Consider the following 16,512-nt stretch of genomic DNA (forward strand, 5'->3'; position numbering starts at 1 on the left):
TGGGAGACAAAGGAGTGCTGGAAAACGCTGTTGAAAGCTTTCAAGTTTTGGAAACTAAAAAAGAAAACGGACTGATCATCTCACTGATCAACGGTGTTCCGAAAGATGCCGGAGCTGTTTTCTATGCTAAAGTTGATGCTGCGGACAGAAAAAATTCTCAGGCTAACCACTCAGTAACCCACCTTTTACACGAGGCATTGAGAGAGGTTTTGGGAACACATGTGGAACAGAAAAGTTCTTATGTAGGTCCTGACTATCTTCGTTTTGGCTTCTCTCACTTCAATAAAATGACGGAGGAAGAGCTGGCTTTGGTAGAAGAAAAAGTCAACCACAAGATCAAGGAGAGCATTGCTTTGCAGGAGTTCAGAAATATTCCTATTCAGGAGGCTCTGGATAAAGGAGCAATGGCTTTGTTTGGAGAGAAATATGGCAACAGTGTGAGAATGATCCAGTTTGGAAGCTCTAAGGAGCTTTGCGGAGGAACTCACGTAAAAAATACGATCGAGATCGGTCATTTCAAGATTCTTTCTGAAGGTTCAGAAGCAGCGGGAATCAGAAGAATTGAAGCCATTTCCGGTGATAAATCTGAGGAATATTTCAGGAATTTAGAAAATCAGATTCACAAGCTTTCCCAGTTGCTGAAATCTAAGGACGTTGTAAGATCCATTGAGAAACTGATCGAAGAAAATGCCTCTTTAAAATCTGAAGTGGAAGCCTTTAAAAAGGAAAAAGCAAAAGGCGAGATCGGTGAATGGAAAAACGCTTACGAGCAGAAAGGAAACAAACAGTTACTGGTGAAGAAAACTTCTCTGGATGCAGGTTCCGTTAAAGACATCGTATTCCAGCTGAAGAGAGAAATCCCGGCTTCGGTAACGATCATTCTTTCTGATGCAGACGGAAAACCGATGATCACGGTTGGTGTTTCTGAAGATCTGGCAGGAGATTATCAGGCCGGAGCTATCGTAAAAGATCTGGCAAAAGAAATCCAGGGCGGCGGCGGCGGAAACCCGGGCTTTGCCACTGCAGGAGGTAAAAACCTTGATGGGTTGGAAAATGCATATCAGAAGGCTTTGAATATTTAATTAATTTCCAATAATATTACCGCTTTTGCGGTTTCTATAAGGATTTTATTATCCTATTTACGTTAAGCAACAATCCCTTTCAGTTTTGAAAGGGATTGTCTGTATTTGAAAGAATCCATACTCCCGTCACTTCGAGTAGATTTTTGAAAAAAATCGTATCGAGAAGTTTGTGATTCAAGAGTCATCTGTAGTTCACGGGTTCTCGATACATTTTTCTCCGCACAGCGGAGAAAAACACTCGAACTGACGGAGCGACCTTTGGTATAAGGTTAATAAGACGTCACTTCGAGTAGATTTTGAAAAAATCGTATCGAGAAGTTTGAACCTTTGGTATAAGGTGAATAAGTCGTCACTTCGAGTAGATTTTGAAAAAATCGTATCGAGAAGTTTGTGATTCATGAGTAATCTGTAGTTCACTGGTTCTCGATACATTTTTCTCCGCACAGCGGAGAAAAACACTCGAACTGACGAGATAAACTGACGGAGCGAATTACAGAGATAAATGATACGAGAGATAAATTATCTATCAAAATTCTTTTTCGCAAGATTAGGCAGGTCTTCATACCTTCCTTCAATTAATGCTAATTTTTTTGCCTGAGACCATTTCTTAATCTTTTTCTCAAAAGCAATCGCCTGTTCGATATCCATAAACTGACAAAAATAGACTAATTGTAACGGACGTCTTGAGAAGGTATAGGAACCAAAATATTTGCCGTCCTGATGTTCGTCAAAACGTTTGTAAACATTTTCGGTTACACCGGTATAATAGGTGTTATCCGAACAAAGTATTATGTAGACAAATGAAGTTTGCATAGTTAAAGTTTAATAAAATTCATAAAATAGTTATTATCCACTTACATCTACTTGAAAAGTTTTTGAACGTCACTTCGAGTAGATTTTGAAGAAATCGTATCGAGAAGTTTGTGATTCAAGAGGCGTCTGTGGTTCATTGGTTCTCGATACATTTTTCTCCACTTCGTGGAGAAAAACACTCGAACTGACGGATCGACCTTTGGGATAGGGTGAATAAGTCGTCACTTCGAGTAGATTTTGAAAAAATCGTATCGAGAAGTTTGTGATTCATGAAGCGTCTGTGGTTCATTGGTTCTCGATACATTTTTCTCCACTTCGCGAGTCCTCTGTAGTTCACGGGTTCTCGATACATTTTTCTCCACTGCGCGGAGAAAAACACTCGAACTGACGGAGGGAGCTGACGATGTAAACATAATCTTACAAAAACAGATCTTTTTTTAAAAATGAAAGAAATTTTTTTAGGTCGGCTTACTTACACCGGAGTTATGGGTGGAATTTCCGGCAGTCCGCTTGGTGTATCATAGATGATGTAGTCGTTGTATTTGGCTTCGTTGGTTTCATAGAAAATATCCTGACCGATGCCCGCGTATTTTGTGAGCAACCGGTAGAGTTTATTGAGTGCTTCTACACGGCCTTCGGCGGCTACATCCCGATCAGAAATGCCCTGAGCCTGAGCATCTATAGCAACATCCAGTATATCCCGTTGTGTGATAAGGGTGTTAATTTTGTCTGCGGTAAGACCTTCGTCAGAAAGTTGAGTGAGATATTTCTCTGCCGTAAGGCTCATGATTTTGGCGATGCGCACAACCTCTGCATCGCTTTGCTGACTGATCAATGCATTGCCGAATTCCTTGTATTTGGCACTTTGCTGTCCGAAAACATTTTCTGCCATATTAAAAATACTGCGCATGGTTTTTTCCAGTGCTTTTCTGGCGGCATCTTTTTGTTCGGTGAGATTAATTTTGACGGCTTCCAGCTGTTCATCGTTCGGAAAGTTGTCTACCGTGTTACGTGCTTCCGCCAGTTCGGTCTTTTTTGCGGTGTTATAGCCACGGTCTGTAAATTCGGTAATATCTCTGTCGATCAAAGCGATGAATTCATCTGCCTTTTGTTTCAATACGGAATCTGCCAGTTTGAAATCGCGTGTTACCTGATTTTTTTTCATGATATTATTGTTTTTTGTGTTTAAAAAATTTGATTGAAGTCTATTTCATCTCGTTTGTTTAAATTATTAACCGTTCCGAAAAGCCTGTAAAACTCTGAAATATAATAAATTGTACTTGATTGCTTCTGCGGAGTGGTTGATCGGTTCTTCGGAGTAGTTGATGGTCTCTTCTGAGCGGTTGATCGCCTAAACGAAGCGGTTGAACGTCCTAACGGAGTGCCTGTGTGTCTTAACTGAACACCTGAATGCTGTCTCTAATCGGTTGAAGCGGTTATCAAACTACTTGAACGATCTTACGGAATGTTTTACCGGTTTTTAAGATCATTAATTTGTTTTAGAAGTTGAATCCAGTGGTGCCAGAAGCCTTCGCATGAACTGCGTGGTCATTTTTAAATATCATCATTTTGTTTTTTGTGGTTGTTAAAACAAATATAAAATATTTTTGAATAGAATGGGATTGGAATTTTAATTTTTTAATGGGAAAACCTCGCGAAGGGCAAGGTTTTGTATATTGACAACCACACAATGCAAGCTGCGGCAGAACTGTTTTTCACCTGCTTAAAAGGAGCATTAAAGTGGGTTTTGAGTGGAAATAAGAAATATTTTTCTGTTAATTTTTTAGAGAAAAATATCCCCTGAATTTATTTATTTTTGATCAGATCTTCAAGCCTGGACATCATGTCGTCTTTTTCTTTCAGCATTCTTTCGTAGAGTGCAATTTTTTCTTCGTGTAGTTTTAATAAATGATCAATCGGTTGAAATATTGGGTTATGATTGTATACAGCTCCATTATCATTATTTGTGATTGTATTTGCAATAATATTTATTGCAGCTTGTTCATCGAAATTTTTGAAAGCTTCAACAGGAACTTTAATTACCTCAGATATTTTCTGAAGCAAAGCATCTTCGATGATTTCTTTTTGTTCGAGTAAAGAGATTTTCTTCTGGTTCCAGTCGTCACCCAATTCAAAAGCCAAAGCTTCCTGCTTGATGCCCAACATTTCTCTGAATCTTTTTACGTTTCTTCCCTGATGTATTTTCTGTTCCATTTGTAGTTTTTTTGAAGTCTGAATTTAAAATTTGAGTAGTAAAGATAAAAAATTATGGTGGATTGGGAAATTTTGCCAGCAGATAACTGATCGTATTGATTGATGGTGCAGGAATATTGCTCGTTCCTATTTACACAAACATAAGGGCGGCAACGTTGCAAGAACAAAGTTCATTTTTGTGTCTTTTATATTATTTGGCTGTGTTGTTGTGTGCTTGCTGAAGCGGTTTACAACTTGGCGATGGTGGGGCAATCGAAGCATAAATCTTCAATTTGCACAAATGTTCAATTGAAGAACCGTTGAATTTTGCAGTTCAGCACACCTGATGCAAAGCCCTTATTATGTGCTGTACTTTTATTCATTCTGTTTTGTCAATATTATTTTGTTGCCAATTTTAGAAATTAAGTAAACTAAATCTTTTTTTTTCTAATCTCAGTTGGTTTTTTCCATTCTTCAGAATAGGTAACAGAGTCAACAGAAATGCTTACTTTATCTTTGTCAAAGAATTCGTACTTTCCAGCTACTGTCGTAAAGTTGTCATTTCCACAAAATGCAGTATATCTGCTATTAAAATTCATTTTTTTGTCTGAAAAACTGGTCAGATTTCCTGCAAATTTCCTTTTAATAAATTTTGTGGAGTAAATTTTTCCGCATTTTGGTCAAATCCTAAAATATCATTGGTTTCCCATATTTCATTTTCTATTTCATTTTTATAAATATTTTTCACGCTCATGTTCCGTTGTGCTTTTCCGTTGCACGAAATAATAAATAAAACCAAAATCGATAAAGTAAGAGTTATTAATTTATTTATTTTCATAGTGATTGTCTTTGAGTTTTTGGTTTTTGTAGTATAGCACATAACGTTTCGGGGATTGCCGAAAGCGGGGATTTTTAGCACTAAAGTTCAATCGAAAACTACCGTTGAACTTTGCAGTTTCTCCCCACTATTGCAAAACCCTTGTTATGCCTGTTATTTTTTCGTCCATTGTAATTCAATATATTTCGTACAGTCGTTTTTCATATCTTCAAAACAGTCAAGTAAAATTGCTGAACCGCCATCTTCTACAACCTTCTTAACTACTTCATAAGTTTCTTCTGCACCTTTTGGGTCTTGTCCAACTACGTCAAAAACAATGTTATTTGTTTTAGAAAGCGTTGCATATAAAGTTAACAATCGTCTTGGATTTCCAGCAAGTGTATTAACTTTCGTCTTTTCGTTAATCCATTCTATTTCATAAATTTTTGTCGCAAAAGGGCTCTCAAAATTTGCATTACATCTTAAATATTCCCCAACAGTTACAGGATAAAAAAGTCGTCTCAGTTTTGGTTCAATAAAATGGTCAACAAATGTCAAGTTCTTATGTACCACAACATTTTCGTTCTTTGTTTTACCAGAAAAAATATCCTTTAGAAACATTTCTGTATCATAAAAATGCTGTCCGTTGAATAAGTACAAAACAACAATTTCTCCTTCGTTCAAGTCAAACTGTGGAATGTAAAAAGTATCTGTCTTAATTCCTTTATTTTCAATTAGCATTCTTTCGGTTTATAATTGGGCATAACGTTTCGGGGCTTGGCGATGGTGGGTAATCGAAGCACAAATCTTCAATTTAGCAAAAAAATATATTTGAAAGACTGACCCTGGTTTTAGCACTGGATCCGCCATTTTGTCAAAATACTGTTAGTGGCTGGCTTTATTTTCCACCTAGTAAAGTTAATAAATTCTTATTCAATTCTGTTGTCTTGTTACCAAGTAAAGAGAAAAACTCTGTGTCAAACTTCTCAACGGTTACAACCGCTTTTTTAATTATTTTTTTTCCTTCCTCTGTTAAACCAACAGTTTTGGCTCTTGTGTCCGTCAAATGTTCTTGTCGTTGAATAAAACCCTTTTGTTGAAGTGTTCTCAAAACTGTTGAAGTTGTCATTGGGTCAATTTTAGTGTGGTTTGATAAAACTACCTGTGTTATTTCTTGTCTGTGTATTGCCAACCAATGAATACTTGCCAATAAAACATATTGAGAATGTGTAAGTCCGTAATTTTCTAATGCTTTCTTAATTTCCCGTTGCCAAAGATTGGTTACTTGCCATAATAAAAAACCCGAACTTTCTTCTGGTTTTTCTACACTAAATGTATTGTCCTTTGATTTCATGTTGTAGCATTTTAGAAATTATTAGATTGAAGTCATTTTCTTTGATTTCAAAGAAACCATAGCGGAATGGATAACCCCAGGATTTTTTGTCTGGGATAAATTCAAGGTCATTAATCAATGGAATAATAGAACTTTCTACACTTTCCATAAATTTAATGTTTCTTCTGTATGGTTTAAAATTATCGGTCATTTCATATTGATAAACATGGTCATCTATTACTTGTCCAATTGCAGTAAATGCCTGACATTTTTCATTTCCTTCCATTGTAATTTTTGAAGAATATACTATTAAATAATCGCCTTTCTTCATTCTTTTTAATGGTGCTTGTTTTCCTTGGCAAACCTGCATAAAACCACCTGCAACTCCACGGAGTGTATGTTCTTTGGAAACAGTGGCTATCCAATATTTTGTAGATTTCATAGTTTTGAAGCAGCTTTAATTTGCATTTGCATATCATGTGGTAAAGTATCAACAATTTTCTGAGCGACGATTTTACGCCATAAAAACCCTAAAATTCCTGTTACAGATATTGTATTTGTGATTTTTAAACCTTGTGGCGTTTCTTCAAAAGTATGGTTGTCAAACATTTTAGCCAACGGGAATTTTGTAACATCAAGAAATGATTTATTCTCAACAGTTTCCAATAATTCTACTTTTACATTTGGTCCACCTTTGGGTCTTAATGTAAAGAAATTACCTTTTTCAAATTTACCTTCCATTTTTGCAAATTCTATTCCTTCGTCCCAGGTGTGCCAATTATTAACATCAATAAAAAGTTTCCACATTTGTTCTTTTGTAACTTCTTTCGTTACGATTGAATGAGATTTAGTCCACATATTTTTTTATTTTATTACAAAGTGTAAATATAATAAGTTTACATATAATATGCGAATTTATTTTTTTCCATTCAAGTTAATTTCCGTGAGTTTTGTCTGTCGTTATAAAATGCCTGCTAACTTTTGGATTGGCGCATTGCATCAATCCAAACTATTATTTCGTTAAAAATAAATAATTATCCATAGACAAATCAGTTTTATTTCAAACCTAAATGAAAAATGCTAAAAATCTACCGTTCTCGATACAAAATTATTCTTCTAATAATTTTTACTCGAACTGACGGAGGTTGGATAGTGGAAATCGTATTACTTTTTAGAAAGCCTTAAAATTTCTTAAATAAGTCTCAATTTATCATCATGATGAGAATTGAAAAACCATAAAATATGCTGTATTTAAAGCAAATACCGCTGGTTTTTATTTTAACAAAATATTATATTTTCTGTTATGGTTTTGTAACCTTCTTATCTATAGTTTTGTCTTATCTATAAAAAACTAATGACAAAACTTTTATCTCCATTATTTTTATTTTTTTCGGTATTGTATTTCGGTCAGTTACAACTGAAAGTTTTCAGTAAGGCTGATAAAAAACCTATCCAAAATGCAGCAGTTTACTGTGATGATAACCTCCTAGGAAAAACCAATTACGATGGCGTTTTGTCTTTCAAAACGAAATGTAAAAAGGTCGAAATTCTTGCCAGTAATTTTGAAGATGTAACGGTTGATATAAAAAAATTGATGGATGTTGCGATGCAGCCGTTATCTGAAAAACAGAACAATATTGACCGAGTGGTTATCACCGATAAAAGTGATCCGCGGGCTTTGAAAATTCTGGATGAAGTTAATAAAAGAGAAAAAGAAAACTCGCCAAAGTCTTTAGATATTTACCAATTTAAATCTTATTCCAAATTTTCGTTTGATGTAGATAAAGATTCAATTGATACATTCAAGAATTTCTTAGCCACAAGAAAAGATTCTCTGGCAAAAATTGATCATTCAGAATTTAAACAGAAAGAAAGCGAAAAGAAGGATTCATTAATTAACGAAGATTTCCTTAATGCTTCCCAGGAAAGCCAGATGTTCCTTTGGGAAAAGGCGGCAGAATACAAATACTCCCGGAAGTACGGTGAAAAAACCAATATTATTGATAACAGAATGTCCGGTTTTAAAAATCCGATTTATGAGGCACTGGCCATTAACGTTTCGCATTTAAATAAAACACCGAAACAGTTAAGACCTGAAAACAGAAAGCTTTTCAATTTTTATATGTCGGATACGTTGCAATTGGATGGCAGAAAAACCTACGTTATTAAATTCAAGGAAATTACCGATAAAAAGAAGCAAAACCCGAGAAAATTTAACGGAAAGATCTATATTGATTCTGAAACGTATGCTCTGAAAAAGTTTGAAAGCGCCAATAAAAAAAGAAACGAAGGTGACATTGTTTCCGTCTGGAAACCGATTGAAGGAAAATGGTTCCTGGATTATGAAGACATCAAACTGAAAATGGGCGACCAGACTTTTAATACTTCAAAAAAGGACAGCATAAAAACCGACAGTTTAAAAAAAGAAGCAAAACTGAGCGACCGACAAAAATACAACCGAAAAACCTTCGGAAATTACCTGTATGTAAAAAACCGCTTCTTTGATTTTGAACTGAATAAACCGCAGAAAGCATCAGACTTCAAAGGCTATTCCCTTGAAATGAAAAGCTCCGACGGCAGTCTGCTTCAGCAATACAGAACCGACAGTCTTACCACCAGGGAAAGCGCCACTTACACCAAAATCGACAGCTTTGTACAAAAGCATGATTTTGAAAAGAAGCTGAGCTTTTTAACCCAGTTAATGCGAGGAAATTTAAGATATAAAATGATTGATTTCGATCTCACCAAATTTTTCAGCTACGATAAATACCAGGGCTTACGTTTGGGAGCAGGAGTGAAACTGAATGAGAAATTCAGTAAAACATTTTCACCTGACGGTTATTTCGGATATGGCTTCAAAGATCATACCTGGAAATATGGTTTAGGCTTAGATATAAAATTATCTGATAAAAGAACATCTGTTTTCCGTATTGATTATGCAGATGATGTTTTTGCAGCGGGCAGATTCAGCAATACGATGTGGGATATGATGATGAAGGTAAACGACATCAACCTTGACATTCACAATGCAGCTTTCTATAAAAACCAAAAATGGGGAGCCTCTTTCTTATATGATATTTCCAATTCATTAAGTATGAAAATCGCGGTGAATAAAGAAAAACAACAGGCTCTTTTTGATTATCAGTATAAAAACTTAGGCAACAGTTTCGACAATACAAGCGCAGCATTATCATTAAAATTTGCTCCGAACGACAAAAACATTATGACGCCAAGCGGAAAATATACCTACGAAAAAGGTTATCCTCAGATTTTTATGAATTATGAAAAAGGATTTGAAACGTTAGGAGGAGATTTAGATTATCATAGATTGGATGCGCTTATTATTCATCAGTTCAGATCGAAATTAGGATATACTAATATTAAACTTTTTGGAGGAATTTCTTCGGGAACCGCTCCGATCTGGAAAAATTTTGAAATTACCGGTCAGAGAGATCAAAATTCAGTCAACTGGTCTTCCGCTATCAATACTCCGACCAATTTAGGATTTACGACGATGCCTTCGGGAAGGTTTTTTGCGGATCGATTTGTTGGATTTAAGATTTCACAGGATTTACCATTCAGATTTAAAACATTCGGAACAAGATATTCCAACATCGAACTTGAATATCAGTCTGCAATAGGAGGTTTTAAAAACAGAGCAGACCACCAGTTTGAATTCCAGGTACTCGATCATTATTATCAGGAAGTCGGATTGATATGGAACAGATTTTTGGGCAGAAGCTTTGGTGTAGGTTTCTCTTATAGATTTGGATATTACCAGACCTCACAATTTAAAGATAATTTTGGCATAAAAATCCGGTTAAATGTACTTTAAAAAGTATAATCCGTTTAAAAGCATCCATAAAACTTCCGGAAATTCCGGGAGTTTTTATTTTATCCTAAAAGATAATTCCAATTAAAAATGATATTAATATCAATTAACAAAACTTTCCTAAGACAATAAATATGATTAATTTTACCCAGTTTTTCACATGAAAAGGTTTTTCGTTTTATTATTTTTAATGGTCTGTTTCTTTGGTTATTCTCAATCAAGGATTAAGGTCATTGACGAAACTGACCAAAAACCTATATCCAATGCAAAAATATCCTGTGACGGGAAAATTCTGGGCTTTACAGATATCCGGGGGACCCTGGAGTTTAAGGCTTCATGCAGCACGCTAGAAATCCAGTCGGAAGGTTACCAGAAAGAAACGGCTTCCGTAGAAACGGATATGGAGGTTTCCCTGCTGAAAAAACAATCAAAAACAACCGATATTGAGGAAGTAGTGATTGAAGACCACAGCGACCCGAGGGCTTTGGAGATCCTTAAAAAAGTGAACAGGCTTTTTAGAGAAAATTCACCAAAAAGTTTGGCATCCTATTCTTTTAAATCATACGAAAAAATATCTCTGGATATAGACCAGGACAGCATTTCAGAATTTACCAGGTTTTTTAATGATTCTAATTTCCTGAAGAAAAAAAGGGAAAAAGATTCGCTAAATAATGTCTCGGCAAAACAGATTTTTTCAAAAAGCAAGCTCTTCTTATGGGAAAGGGCGCAGGAGTTTTTATATTCCAGGCAGTATGGAGAAAAGATCAATATTCTGGACAACAGGATTTCCGGTCTTAAGCAGCCGATCTACGAAATGATTGCAGTCCAGCAAAGTAACAGAGATAAGATTCCGAACCAGATAAAGCAGGAAAACAGGGGGCTTTACCGCTTTTTTCTTTCGGATACCATTGAAGTGAACGGAAGAAAAACTTTCGTGATCCGCTTCCGTGAAGTGAATTACAAAAAACCGGATAAGAAAAGAAAATACAACGGTACGGTTTACATAGACACAGAGACTTACGGAATTGAAAAGATAGAAAATTTCAGCAAGAACAAAAACGACGGTATCATTACGAGCACCTGGGTTTTCTATAACAACAAATGGTTCCTGTTCCAGGAAAAGGTAAAACTCAGGATGAGCAGAGTAGCAATGGAAGAGGAAAACAAAGTGAAAACGGAAGAGCATCATGAAAAAAGAGACAAAACCAGTTTCGGAACCTATGCTTTCCTCACTTCCACTTATTTTGATTTCAAATCACCGATTGAGGAAGATGAAAAGGATTTTAAAGGCTACACATTCTCAGTAAAAAATGCGGACGGACATCTTCTGGATCAGTACAGGACCGATCCTCTTACGGAAAGGGAACGCAATACGTATACTACTATAGACAGCCTGGGCAAAAAATACAATATAGACAGTAAGGCCAGGATTCTTACAGGACTTATTAACGGGCAGATCCGTACCGGAATTGTAGATTTTGCAGTGGATGAAATTGTAAACTACAACCTGTATGAAGGTTTCAGATTAGGCTTAAAGGCAAAGCTTAATGAAACATTCAATCCATATTTTTCACCGGATTATTATTTTGCCTATGGTTTTAAGGATGATAAATGGAAATATGGGATCGGTCTTGATATGAAGACGACCCTTGACAAAAATTCATTTTTCAGAATTGAGTATTATAATGATGTAACGGCATCCGGAGAATTTTACAGAAGGCTCTGGAACTTCAAAATGAGAACAATGAATTACGGAAATAACATCAACAATGATAAATATTATCATTTCCGGGGGGCTTCACTGTCTTATCTGAATGATGTTACGAACGGTCTTACATTGGTTTTTGCCGCGAAAAGAAATGTTGAAGAGGCGAAGTTTGATTATGAATTCAGGGGAAGAGGCGGTGAATTTGAAAATTTCAACACACTGTTTACTTTAAAATATTCTCCGAATTCTACGAATATCATGACTCCGCAGGGGAAATCGATCATTGATCAGAAATATCCTGAGCTGTACCTCAACTATGAGCAGAGCTACAAAATTCTGGGCGGAGATTTCAATTATACCCGTTTTGATGCGCTGTTTGTTCACAACTTTAAGACGATGCTGGGAACTACCGGATTCAGATTGTATGGCGGAATAGTTTTGGGGGAAGCTCCTATATGGAAACATTTTACAATGAACGGGCTGGCCTCTCCGAGAAAGGATTTTAATTTCAACTTAACTTCATATCTGGGCTTTGCAACGCTGGAAGGCGGGAAATATTACAATGATAAATTTGTTGCCTATTATTTTACCCACAAACTTCCTTTATACTTCAAAAGTTTCGGACAGAACATCTCGAGTTTTGATTTTGTATTGAGGGGAACAATCGGAGATATGAAGCATCCGGAATACCATCAGTTCAGATTCAGGAAACTGGATCATCTTTACCAGGAGGTAGGACTTGAATGGAATAATTTTTTATCAAGTTATTTCAACTTAGGGTTATTTTACAGGGTTGGATACTACACCACTCCCAATTTCAAGCAGAATTTTGCCATTCAGTTTAAACTGAAATTATTAGAATTCTAGCGTCAGAACATCAATTTCATTCATAAAAAACCAAACTTTAAGCAACATTATAAATACATAAATACCAATATGCAGCGAATAGAAGTAAAAGCGGAACAGTTTTTTGAATTGTTAAAGCTAAAAGACACTCCAATGTGGGAAATTTTCTCCCAGATGATTGATGGCAATGAAAAGGAAATTATATTTCTGGATAATGAAAATAAAGTTCTTTTTAATTACATCCTGCCTTCCGCACAGGAAAAGTTGGAGGAAGACAGAAAAGAATTTTCAAAACAGTTCTCGGATAAACTGGCTGATTTCAATTAAAACTGGTGAAGAAAAGTTATGCATCTCCTCTCCTGTTCTCTTTCGGGGAATGTTGAATTATAAACGCTTTTCAGTTTTTTCACAAAACTGTCTGATAGTCAATGCCGCTTCCGTTACATCATGTACCCTGAGAATTTTGGCTCCCTGCTCCAGCACTTTCATATGAAGTTTCTGCGTTTCTTCATTGATGCCCAGAGGGGATTTCCCAAGCGGTTTATAGATGAATGATTTTCTGGAAATACCTATCAGCAAAGGAAATTTTCCAAAACCTAAATATTGGGTTTCACTGATCATTTTCATCTGATCTTCCACTGTTTTTCCGAAGCCGAAACCCGGATCAAGAATGATATCTTTTACTCCTTTTTCAAGAAGTTCATTGGTCTTTTTAGAAAAATACCGGTTAATTTCCAGGGTAATGTCTTCAAATTTCGCTTTGTGATGCATTGTTTCATAAGATGGATTCACGTGCATCAGAATGTAGGGAAGCTTTGTTTCGCCTGCAATTTTAAACATAGTATCATCAAACTGTCCCCCTGAAATATCATTGATCATGTCAATTCCTTCATTGAATCCGAATTTCACGGTTTCACTATAGAACGTATCCAGTGATATCAATGCTTCCGGAAATTCTTTTTTGATCCGGGAAATGATCTTTCCTGTTCTCTCAATCTCGTCATTACTGCTCAAAAATCCGGCATCCGGACGTGTAGATTGCGGCCCGATGTCAATGATCTCCGCACCGTCTTTCAAAAGTTTCTCTGCGTGTTTCAACGCGGATTCTTCATTATTAAACTTCCCGCCATCGGAAAAGGAATCCGGGGTAAGGTTGAGGATACCCATGATCTTCGGTTTGGTGAGCTCTACCAGTCTTCCGTTACAATTGATGGAGTGGGTCGGAGGGTTTGAGAGTGGGAGGGTTTGAGCGTTTGAGAGCATTTTTATGATTGATAAATGATGATTGATAAGTGATACTATTCTGCAAAATTAAGACTTATTGTTGAATGTTTTGTTTGTACGGGTTGACAGTTTCTAGTTTGTTATTAGTTCATAAAAGATTGGTAGAGACGAGCTGTCAGACATTCAACTTAAAACTTGATATTGAATTTAGAATCATCCCTTTTAAAATTTCCCAACAAGAAACCAGCAACCCCCACTCCTCAACTCTAAAATCCTCCCACCCTCAAACACTCCCACCCTCAAACACTCCCACACTCAAACCCTCCCACCCTCAAACCCTCAAACGCTCCCACCCTCAAACGCTCCCACCCTCCAACCCAAGCACCCAGACACCCAAACTCTGAGAAAAATCAACCCCTGATTCCCGCTACCTAAAACCTAATTCGTATATTTGGGAGATTAAGAGAATTTATGTCAAAAACATCAGTACAGTTCGGGAAAGTTATCAGTCAGTGCCGTGATCTTTTCAGTAAAAAATTACAGGATTACGGGGCAGCATGGAGGGTTTTGAGACCCAGCTCCATTACAGATCAGATTTACATTAAAGTGAACAGGATCCGTACGCTGCAGATGACGGATAAAAAAATGGTAGATGAAAGCGAAGAGGATGAATTCATTGCCATTGTCAACTACTCTATTATCGGACTTATCCAGCTGGAGAAAGGGCTTTCTAATGATTTTAATGAAGACAGGGAGGAAATTTTAAGCCTTTACGACACATATTCTGATGAAGCCCGGGCTTTAATGGAAAGAAAAAATCATGATTATGGTGAAGCATGGAGGGACATGAGAATTTCTTCTATTACCGATCTTATTTATCAGAAAGTATTAAGAACAAAACAGATTGAGGACAACCAGGGCAAAACCATCGTTTCTGAAGGACTGGACGCGAACTATTTCGACATGCTGAATTATGCTGTTTTCTGCCTGATCAAGTTCTCTGAAAAAGAAAATATTTCCGAACCTCAAAAATAATTTAATATGGTCAAAGGTTTATTACGTTTTATTATTGCTGTCATCTTCATTCTTTCCGGATTCGTAAAGGCTGTGGATCTGGTAGGATTTTCTTTCAAGATGGAAGAATATTTTGCGCCATCGGTTTTCAATATGCCGTTCCTGGAGAAGTTTGCGCTTCTGTTCTCGGTTATTGTAGTTGTACTGGAGCTTTTCTTAGGCTTTATGCTGCTGCTGAAACTGAAGCTTAAGTTTACCCTTTCAGCATTAATTGCTCTCTGTATCTTCTTTGGGTTCCTTACTTTTTATTCGGCTTATTTCAATGTCGTGACGGATTGCGGATGTTTTGGAGATGCGGTAAAGTTTACGCCGTGGCAGAGCTTCATTAAAGATATTGTTCTTCTCATCGGGCTTATTATTGTATTCATGCTTTACAGAAAGGAGTTCCGTAAAAAAGACGAATACAGCAGTACGGGTACGAAAAAATCTTCCGGTAAGTTCAGATACGCTCTGTTAGGCCTTTTTTCTGTGATTATGATTTACATTATGGCTCAGGGAATTATGCATGAACCGCTTATAGATTTCCGGGATTATAAGATCGGGACCAATATGAAAAACGAAAAGGAAAAGATCAATAAAAGCCCTTCTGAATACAAGACTTTTTACTCGCTTAAAAACCAGAAGACAGGAGAAGTTTTAAAGGTCAACCAGGATGATTATATTAAAGAAACAAAATACTGGGCAGAAGGTTCTCCCTGGAAAATTGAGGAAGGAAAGAACGAATCTGTTCTGACGAAAGAAGGTTATCAGTCTGAGATCGTAAAATTCAAAATTGAAGATCCTACAGGGATGGATCTTACAGACGAAATCATTAATGCCCCTAAAGCAATACTTGTTTTTTCTTATCATCCAAAAGAAGTTCCGAGTGATCTTATCCAGAAAATTGAGGCCAAAGTAAATGCCCAAAAAGGAGCTTTAATCTACGGTGTTTCTACAGACCCGAACACTTTTAAAACGATTAAAAATGCGATGATGGACGGAACAGCGATAAAAACCATTGCAAGAAGCAATCCTTTTGTACTGGTATTAGAAAAAGGGGAAATTGTGGACAAACAGCCTACAAAAGACTATGTCAAATAGGAATAAATGGTGAATAAGTTAATTGTCAATGATTGAATGGTTAATTTAAAAAATTCACCAGTAAAAACGACAATCCTAAACTATCATTTATCATTTATCATTTATCATTTATCATTTATCAAAACTAAACTTAAAACATACATTTAGAAATGCAAAAATCAAATAAATCCATCGCCGGCTATCACCTGTTAATGATTCTTTCTTCTGTAGACGGAGAATTTGCTCCTGAAGAAGGAATGATGGTTCAGCAGTATATGGCAGACGAATTTCCGTTCAGAATGAATCTTGACAATGAACTGGAAACCCTGGCTCTTTTACAGCCTGAAGAGTGGAAAGATCATTTTGAATTCCATGCAAGATGTTTCTATGATGACTCTACCGAAGATGAGCGTGTAAAATTTGTGCAATTTGCCAAAACACTGATCAAGGCAGACAATAAAGTGACTGATGAAGAGCATACTTTCTACAAGCTGTTGAAAAATCTGTGGAATTTGGCATAGATTCCAGCCA

The 16,512-nt window shown here is 36.4% G+C and carries 17 protein-coding genes; 7 read left to right on the forward strand and 10 right to left on the reverse strand.

Annotated elements, in window-relative coordinates; translation table 11 throughout:
- The coding region (locus IX38_RS08930; RefSeq protein ID WP_034703958.1) for a DHHA1 domain-containing protein at positions 1–1,082 on the forward strand (1,082 nt) is incomplete at its 5' end.
- 519 nt (positions 1,083–1,601) lie between these two features.
- On the opposite strand, the gene IX38_RS08935 is transcribed toward IX38_RS08930, so the two are convergent.
- The 9 genes from IX38_RS08935 to IX38_RS08965 all read right to left on the reverse strand — a co-directional run bounded on the left by IX38_RS08935 (position 1,602) and on the right by IX38_RS08965 (position 7,096).
- On the reverse strand, positions 1,602–1,895 hold the full coding sequence (locus IX38_RS08935) for a GIY-YIG nuclease family protein (protein ID WP_034703961.1): 294 nt from the start codon (positions 1,893–1,895) through the stop codon (positions 1,602–1,604).
- Positions 1,896–2,367: 472 nt separating this feature from the next.
- Positions 2,368–3,060 carry a hypothetical protein gene (locus IX38_RS08940; protein ID WP_034703963.1) on the reverse strand — a complete coding sequence of 231 codons (693 nt, stop codon included), beginning with the start codon at positions 3,058–3,060 and terminating at the stop codon, positions 2,368–2,370.
- 641 nt (positions 3,061–3,701) lie between these two features.
- The gene (locus IX38_RS08945) at positions 3,702–4,109 is read right to left on the reverse strand and encodes a helix-turn-helix domain-containing protein (RefSeq protein ID WP_034703966.1); all 408 of its coding nucleotides are present in this window, start codon (positions 4,107–4,109) and stop codon (positions 3,702–3,704) included.
- A gap of 410 nt (positions 4,110–4,519) precedes the next feature.
- Positions 4,520–4,687, reverse strand: a complete 168-nt coding sequence (locus IX38_RS22945; protein ID WP_165570717.1) for a hypothetical protein — start codon at positions 4,685–4,687, stop codon at positions 4,520–4,522.
- Between the two features lie 20 nt (positions 4,688–4,707).
- Positions 4,708–4,926 carry a hypothetical protein gene (locus IX38_RS22755; protein WP_131368652.1) on the reverse strand — a complete coding sequence of 73 codons (219 nt, stop codon included), beginning with the start codon at positions 4,924–4,926 and terminating at the stop codon, positions 4,708–4,710.
- Positions 4,927–5,079: 153 nt separating this feature from the next.
- On the reverse strand, positions 5,080–5,646 hold the full coding sequence (locus IX38_RS08950) for a hypothetical protein (RefSeq protein ID WP_034703967.1): 567 nt from the start codon (positions 5,644–5,646) through the stop codon (positions 5,080–5,082).
- Positions 5,647–5,803: 157 nt separating this feature from the next.
- Positions 5,804–6,259 carry a MarR family winged helix-turn-helix transcriptional regulator gene (locus IX38_RS08955; protein ID WP_034703969.1) on the reverse strand — a complete coding sequence of 152 codons (456 nt, stop codon included), beginning with the start codon at positions 6,257–6,259 and terminating at the stop codon, positions 5,804–5,806.
- Positions 6,234–6,680: an EVE domain-containing protein gene (locus IX38_RS08960; RefSeq protein ID WP_034703970.1), complete on the reverse strand. Its 447-nt coding sequence runs from the start codon at positions 6,678–6,680 to the stop codon at positions 6,234–6,236. The genes IX38_RS08955 and IX38_RS08960 overlap by 26 nt, the downstream gene beginning before the upstream one ends.
- The gene (locus IX38_RS08965) at positions 6,677–7,096 is read right to left on the reverse strand and encodes an SRPBCC family protein (RefSeq protein ID WP_034703972.1); all 420 of its coding nucleotides are present in this window, start codon (positions 7,094–7,096) and stop codon (positions 6,677–6,679) included. The genes IX38_RS08960 and IX38_RS08965 overlap by 4 nt, the downstream gene beginning before the upstream one ends.
- Positions 7,097–7,592: 496 nt before the next feature.
- Between IX38_RS08965 and IX38_RS08970 the strand changes: the two genes are divergently transcribed.
- The 3 genes from IX38_RS08970 (at position 7,593) to IX38_RS08980 (ending at position 12,951) form a co-directional block, all read left to right on the forward strand.
- Positions 7,593–10,073, forward strand: a complete 2,481-nt coding sequence (locus tag IX38_RS08970) for a DUF5686 family protein (RefSeq protein ID WP_034703974.1) — start codon at positions 7,593–7,595, stop codon at positions 10,071–10,073.
- 187 nt (positions 10,074–10,260) lie between these two features.
- Complete coding sequence (locus tag IX38_RS08975) at positions 10,261–12,645, forward strand: peptidase associated and DUF5686 domain-containing protein (protein ID WP_228377929.1); 2,385 nt, start codon at positions 10,261–10,263, stop codon at positions 12,643–12,645.
- A gap of 69 nt (positions 12,646–12,714) precedes the next feature.
- On the forward strand, positions 12,715–12,951 hold the full coding sequence (locus IX38_RS08980) for a hypothetical protein (RefSeq protein ID WP_034703977.1): 237 nt from the start codon (positions 12,715–12,717) through the stop codon (positions 12,949–12,951).
- A gap of 57 nt (positions 12,952–13,008) precedes the next feature.
- Here the strand turns inward: IX38_RS08980 and folP are convergent, their stop codons facing one another.
- The gene (folP, locus tag IX38_RS08985; RefSeq protein ID WP_051884581.1) at positions 13,009–13,887 is read right to left on the reverse strand and encodes a dihydropteroate synthase; all 879 of its coding nucleotides are present in this window, start codon (positions 13,885–13,887) and stop codon (positions 13,009–13,011) included.
- A gap of 432 nt (positions 13,888–14,319) precedes the next feature.
- Here folP and IX38_RS08990 point away from each other — a divergent pair, with 432 nt between their 5' ends.
- From IX38_RS08990 to IX38_RS09000, 3 genes are all read left to right on the forward strand, one after another.
- Positions 14,320–14,883: a DUF1599 domain-containing protein gene (locus tag IX38_RS08990; RefSeq protein WP_034703979.1), complete on the forward strand. Its 564-nt coding sequence runs from the start codon at positions 14,320–14,322 to the stop codon at positions 14,881–14,883.
- Between the two features lie 6 nt (positions 14,884–14,889).
- Positions 14,890–16,002 carry a BT_3928 family protein gene (locus IX38_RS08995; protein ID WP_034703981.1) on the forward strand — a complete coding sequence of 371 codons (1,113 nt, stop codon included), beginning with the start codon at positions 14,890–14,892 and terminating at the stop codon, positions 16,000–16,002.
- A gap of 149 nt (positions 16,003–16,151) precedes the next feature.
- Positions 16,152–16,502: a tellurite resistance TerB family protein gene (locus tag IX38_RS09000; RefSeq protein ID WP_034703984.1), complete on the forward strand. Its 351-nt coding sequence runs from the start codon at positions 16,152–16,154 to the stop codon at positions 16,500–16,502.
- The last annotated feature ends 10 nt before the right edge of the window (positions 16,503–16,512 follow it).

This window comes from Chryseobacterium luteum, from assembly GCF_000737785.1.
GTDB classification, from domain to species: domain Bacteria; phylum Bacteroidota; class Bacteroidia; order Flavobacteriales; family Weeksellaceae; genus Chryseobacterium; species Chryseobacterium luteum.

Bases quoted from the DNA above. Each gene is read 5' to 3' on its own strand.
- IX38_RS08935 (WP_034703961.1), bottom strand. From the start codon at position 1,895: ATGCAAACTTCATTTGTCTACATAATACTTTGTTCGGATAACACCTAT.
- IX38_RS08940 (WP_034703963.1), bottom strand. From the start codon at position 3,060: ATGAAAAAAAATCAGGTAACACGCGATTTCAAACTGGCAGATTCCGTA.
- IX38_RS08945 (WP_034703966.1), bottom strand. From the start codon at position 4,109: ATGGAACAGAAAATACATCAGGGAAGAAACGTAAAAAGATTCAGAGAA.
- IX38_RS22945 (WP_165570717.1), bottom strand. From the start codon at position 4,687: ATGAATTTTAATAGCAGATATACTGCATTTTGTGGAAATGACAACTTT.
- IX38_RS22755 (WP_131368652.1), bottom strand. From the start codon at position 4,926: ATGAAAATAAATAAATTAATAACTCTTACTTTATCGATTTTGGTTTTA.
- IX38_RS08950 (WP_034703967.1), bottom strand. From the start codon at position 5,646: ATGCTAATTGAAAATAAAGGAATTAAGACAGATACTTTTTACATTCCA.
- IX38_RS08955 (WP_034703969.1), bottom strand. From the start codon at position 6,259: ATGAAATCAAAGGACAATACATTTAGTGTAGAAAAACCAGAAGAAAGT.
- IX38_RS08960 (WP_034703970.1), bottom strand. From the start codon at position 6,680: ATGAAATCTACAAAATATTGGATAGCCACTGTTTCCAAAGAACATACA.
- IX38_RS08965 (WP_034703972.1), bottom strand. From the start codon at position 7,096: ATGTGGACTAAATCTCATTCAATCGTAACGAAAGAAGTTACAAAAGAA.
- IX38_RS08970 (WP_034703974.1), top strand. From the start codon at position 7,593: ATGACAAAACTTTTATCTCCATTATTTTTATTTTTTTCGGTATTGTAT.
- IX38_RS08975 (WP_228377929.1), top strand. From the start codon at position 10,261: ATGGTCTGTTTCTTTGGTTATTCTCAATCAAGGATTAAGGTCATTGAC.
- IX38_RS08980 (WP_034703977.1), top strand. From the start codon at position 12,715: ATGCAGCGAATAGAAGTAAAAGCGGAACAGTTTTTTGAATTGTTAAAG.
- folP (WP_051884581.1), bottom strand. From the start codon at position 13,887: ATGCTCTCAAACGCTCAAACCCTCCCACTCTCAAACCCTCCGACCCAC.
- IX38_RS08990 (WP_034703979.1), top strand. From the start codon at position 14,320: ATGTCAAAAACATCAGTACAGTTCGGGAAAGTTATCAGTCAGTGCCGT.
- IX38_RS08995 (WP_034703981.1), top strand. From the start codon at position 14,890: ATGGTCAAAGGTTTATTACGTTTTATTATTGCTGTCATCTTCATTCTT.
- IX38_RS09000 (WP_034703984.1), top strand. From the start codon at position 16,152: ATGCAAAAATCAAATAAATCCATCGCCGGCTATCACCTGTTAATGATT.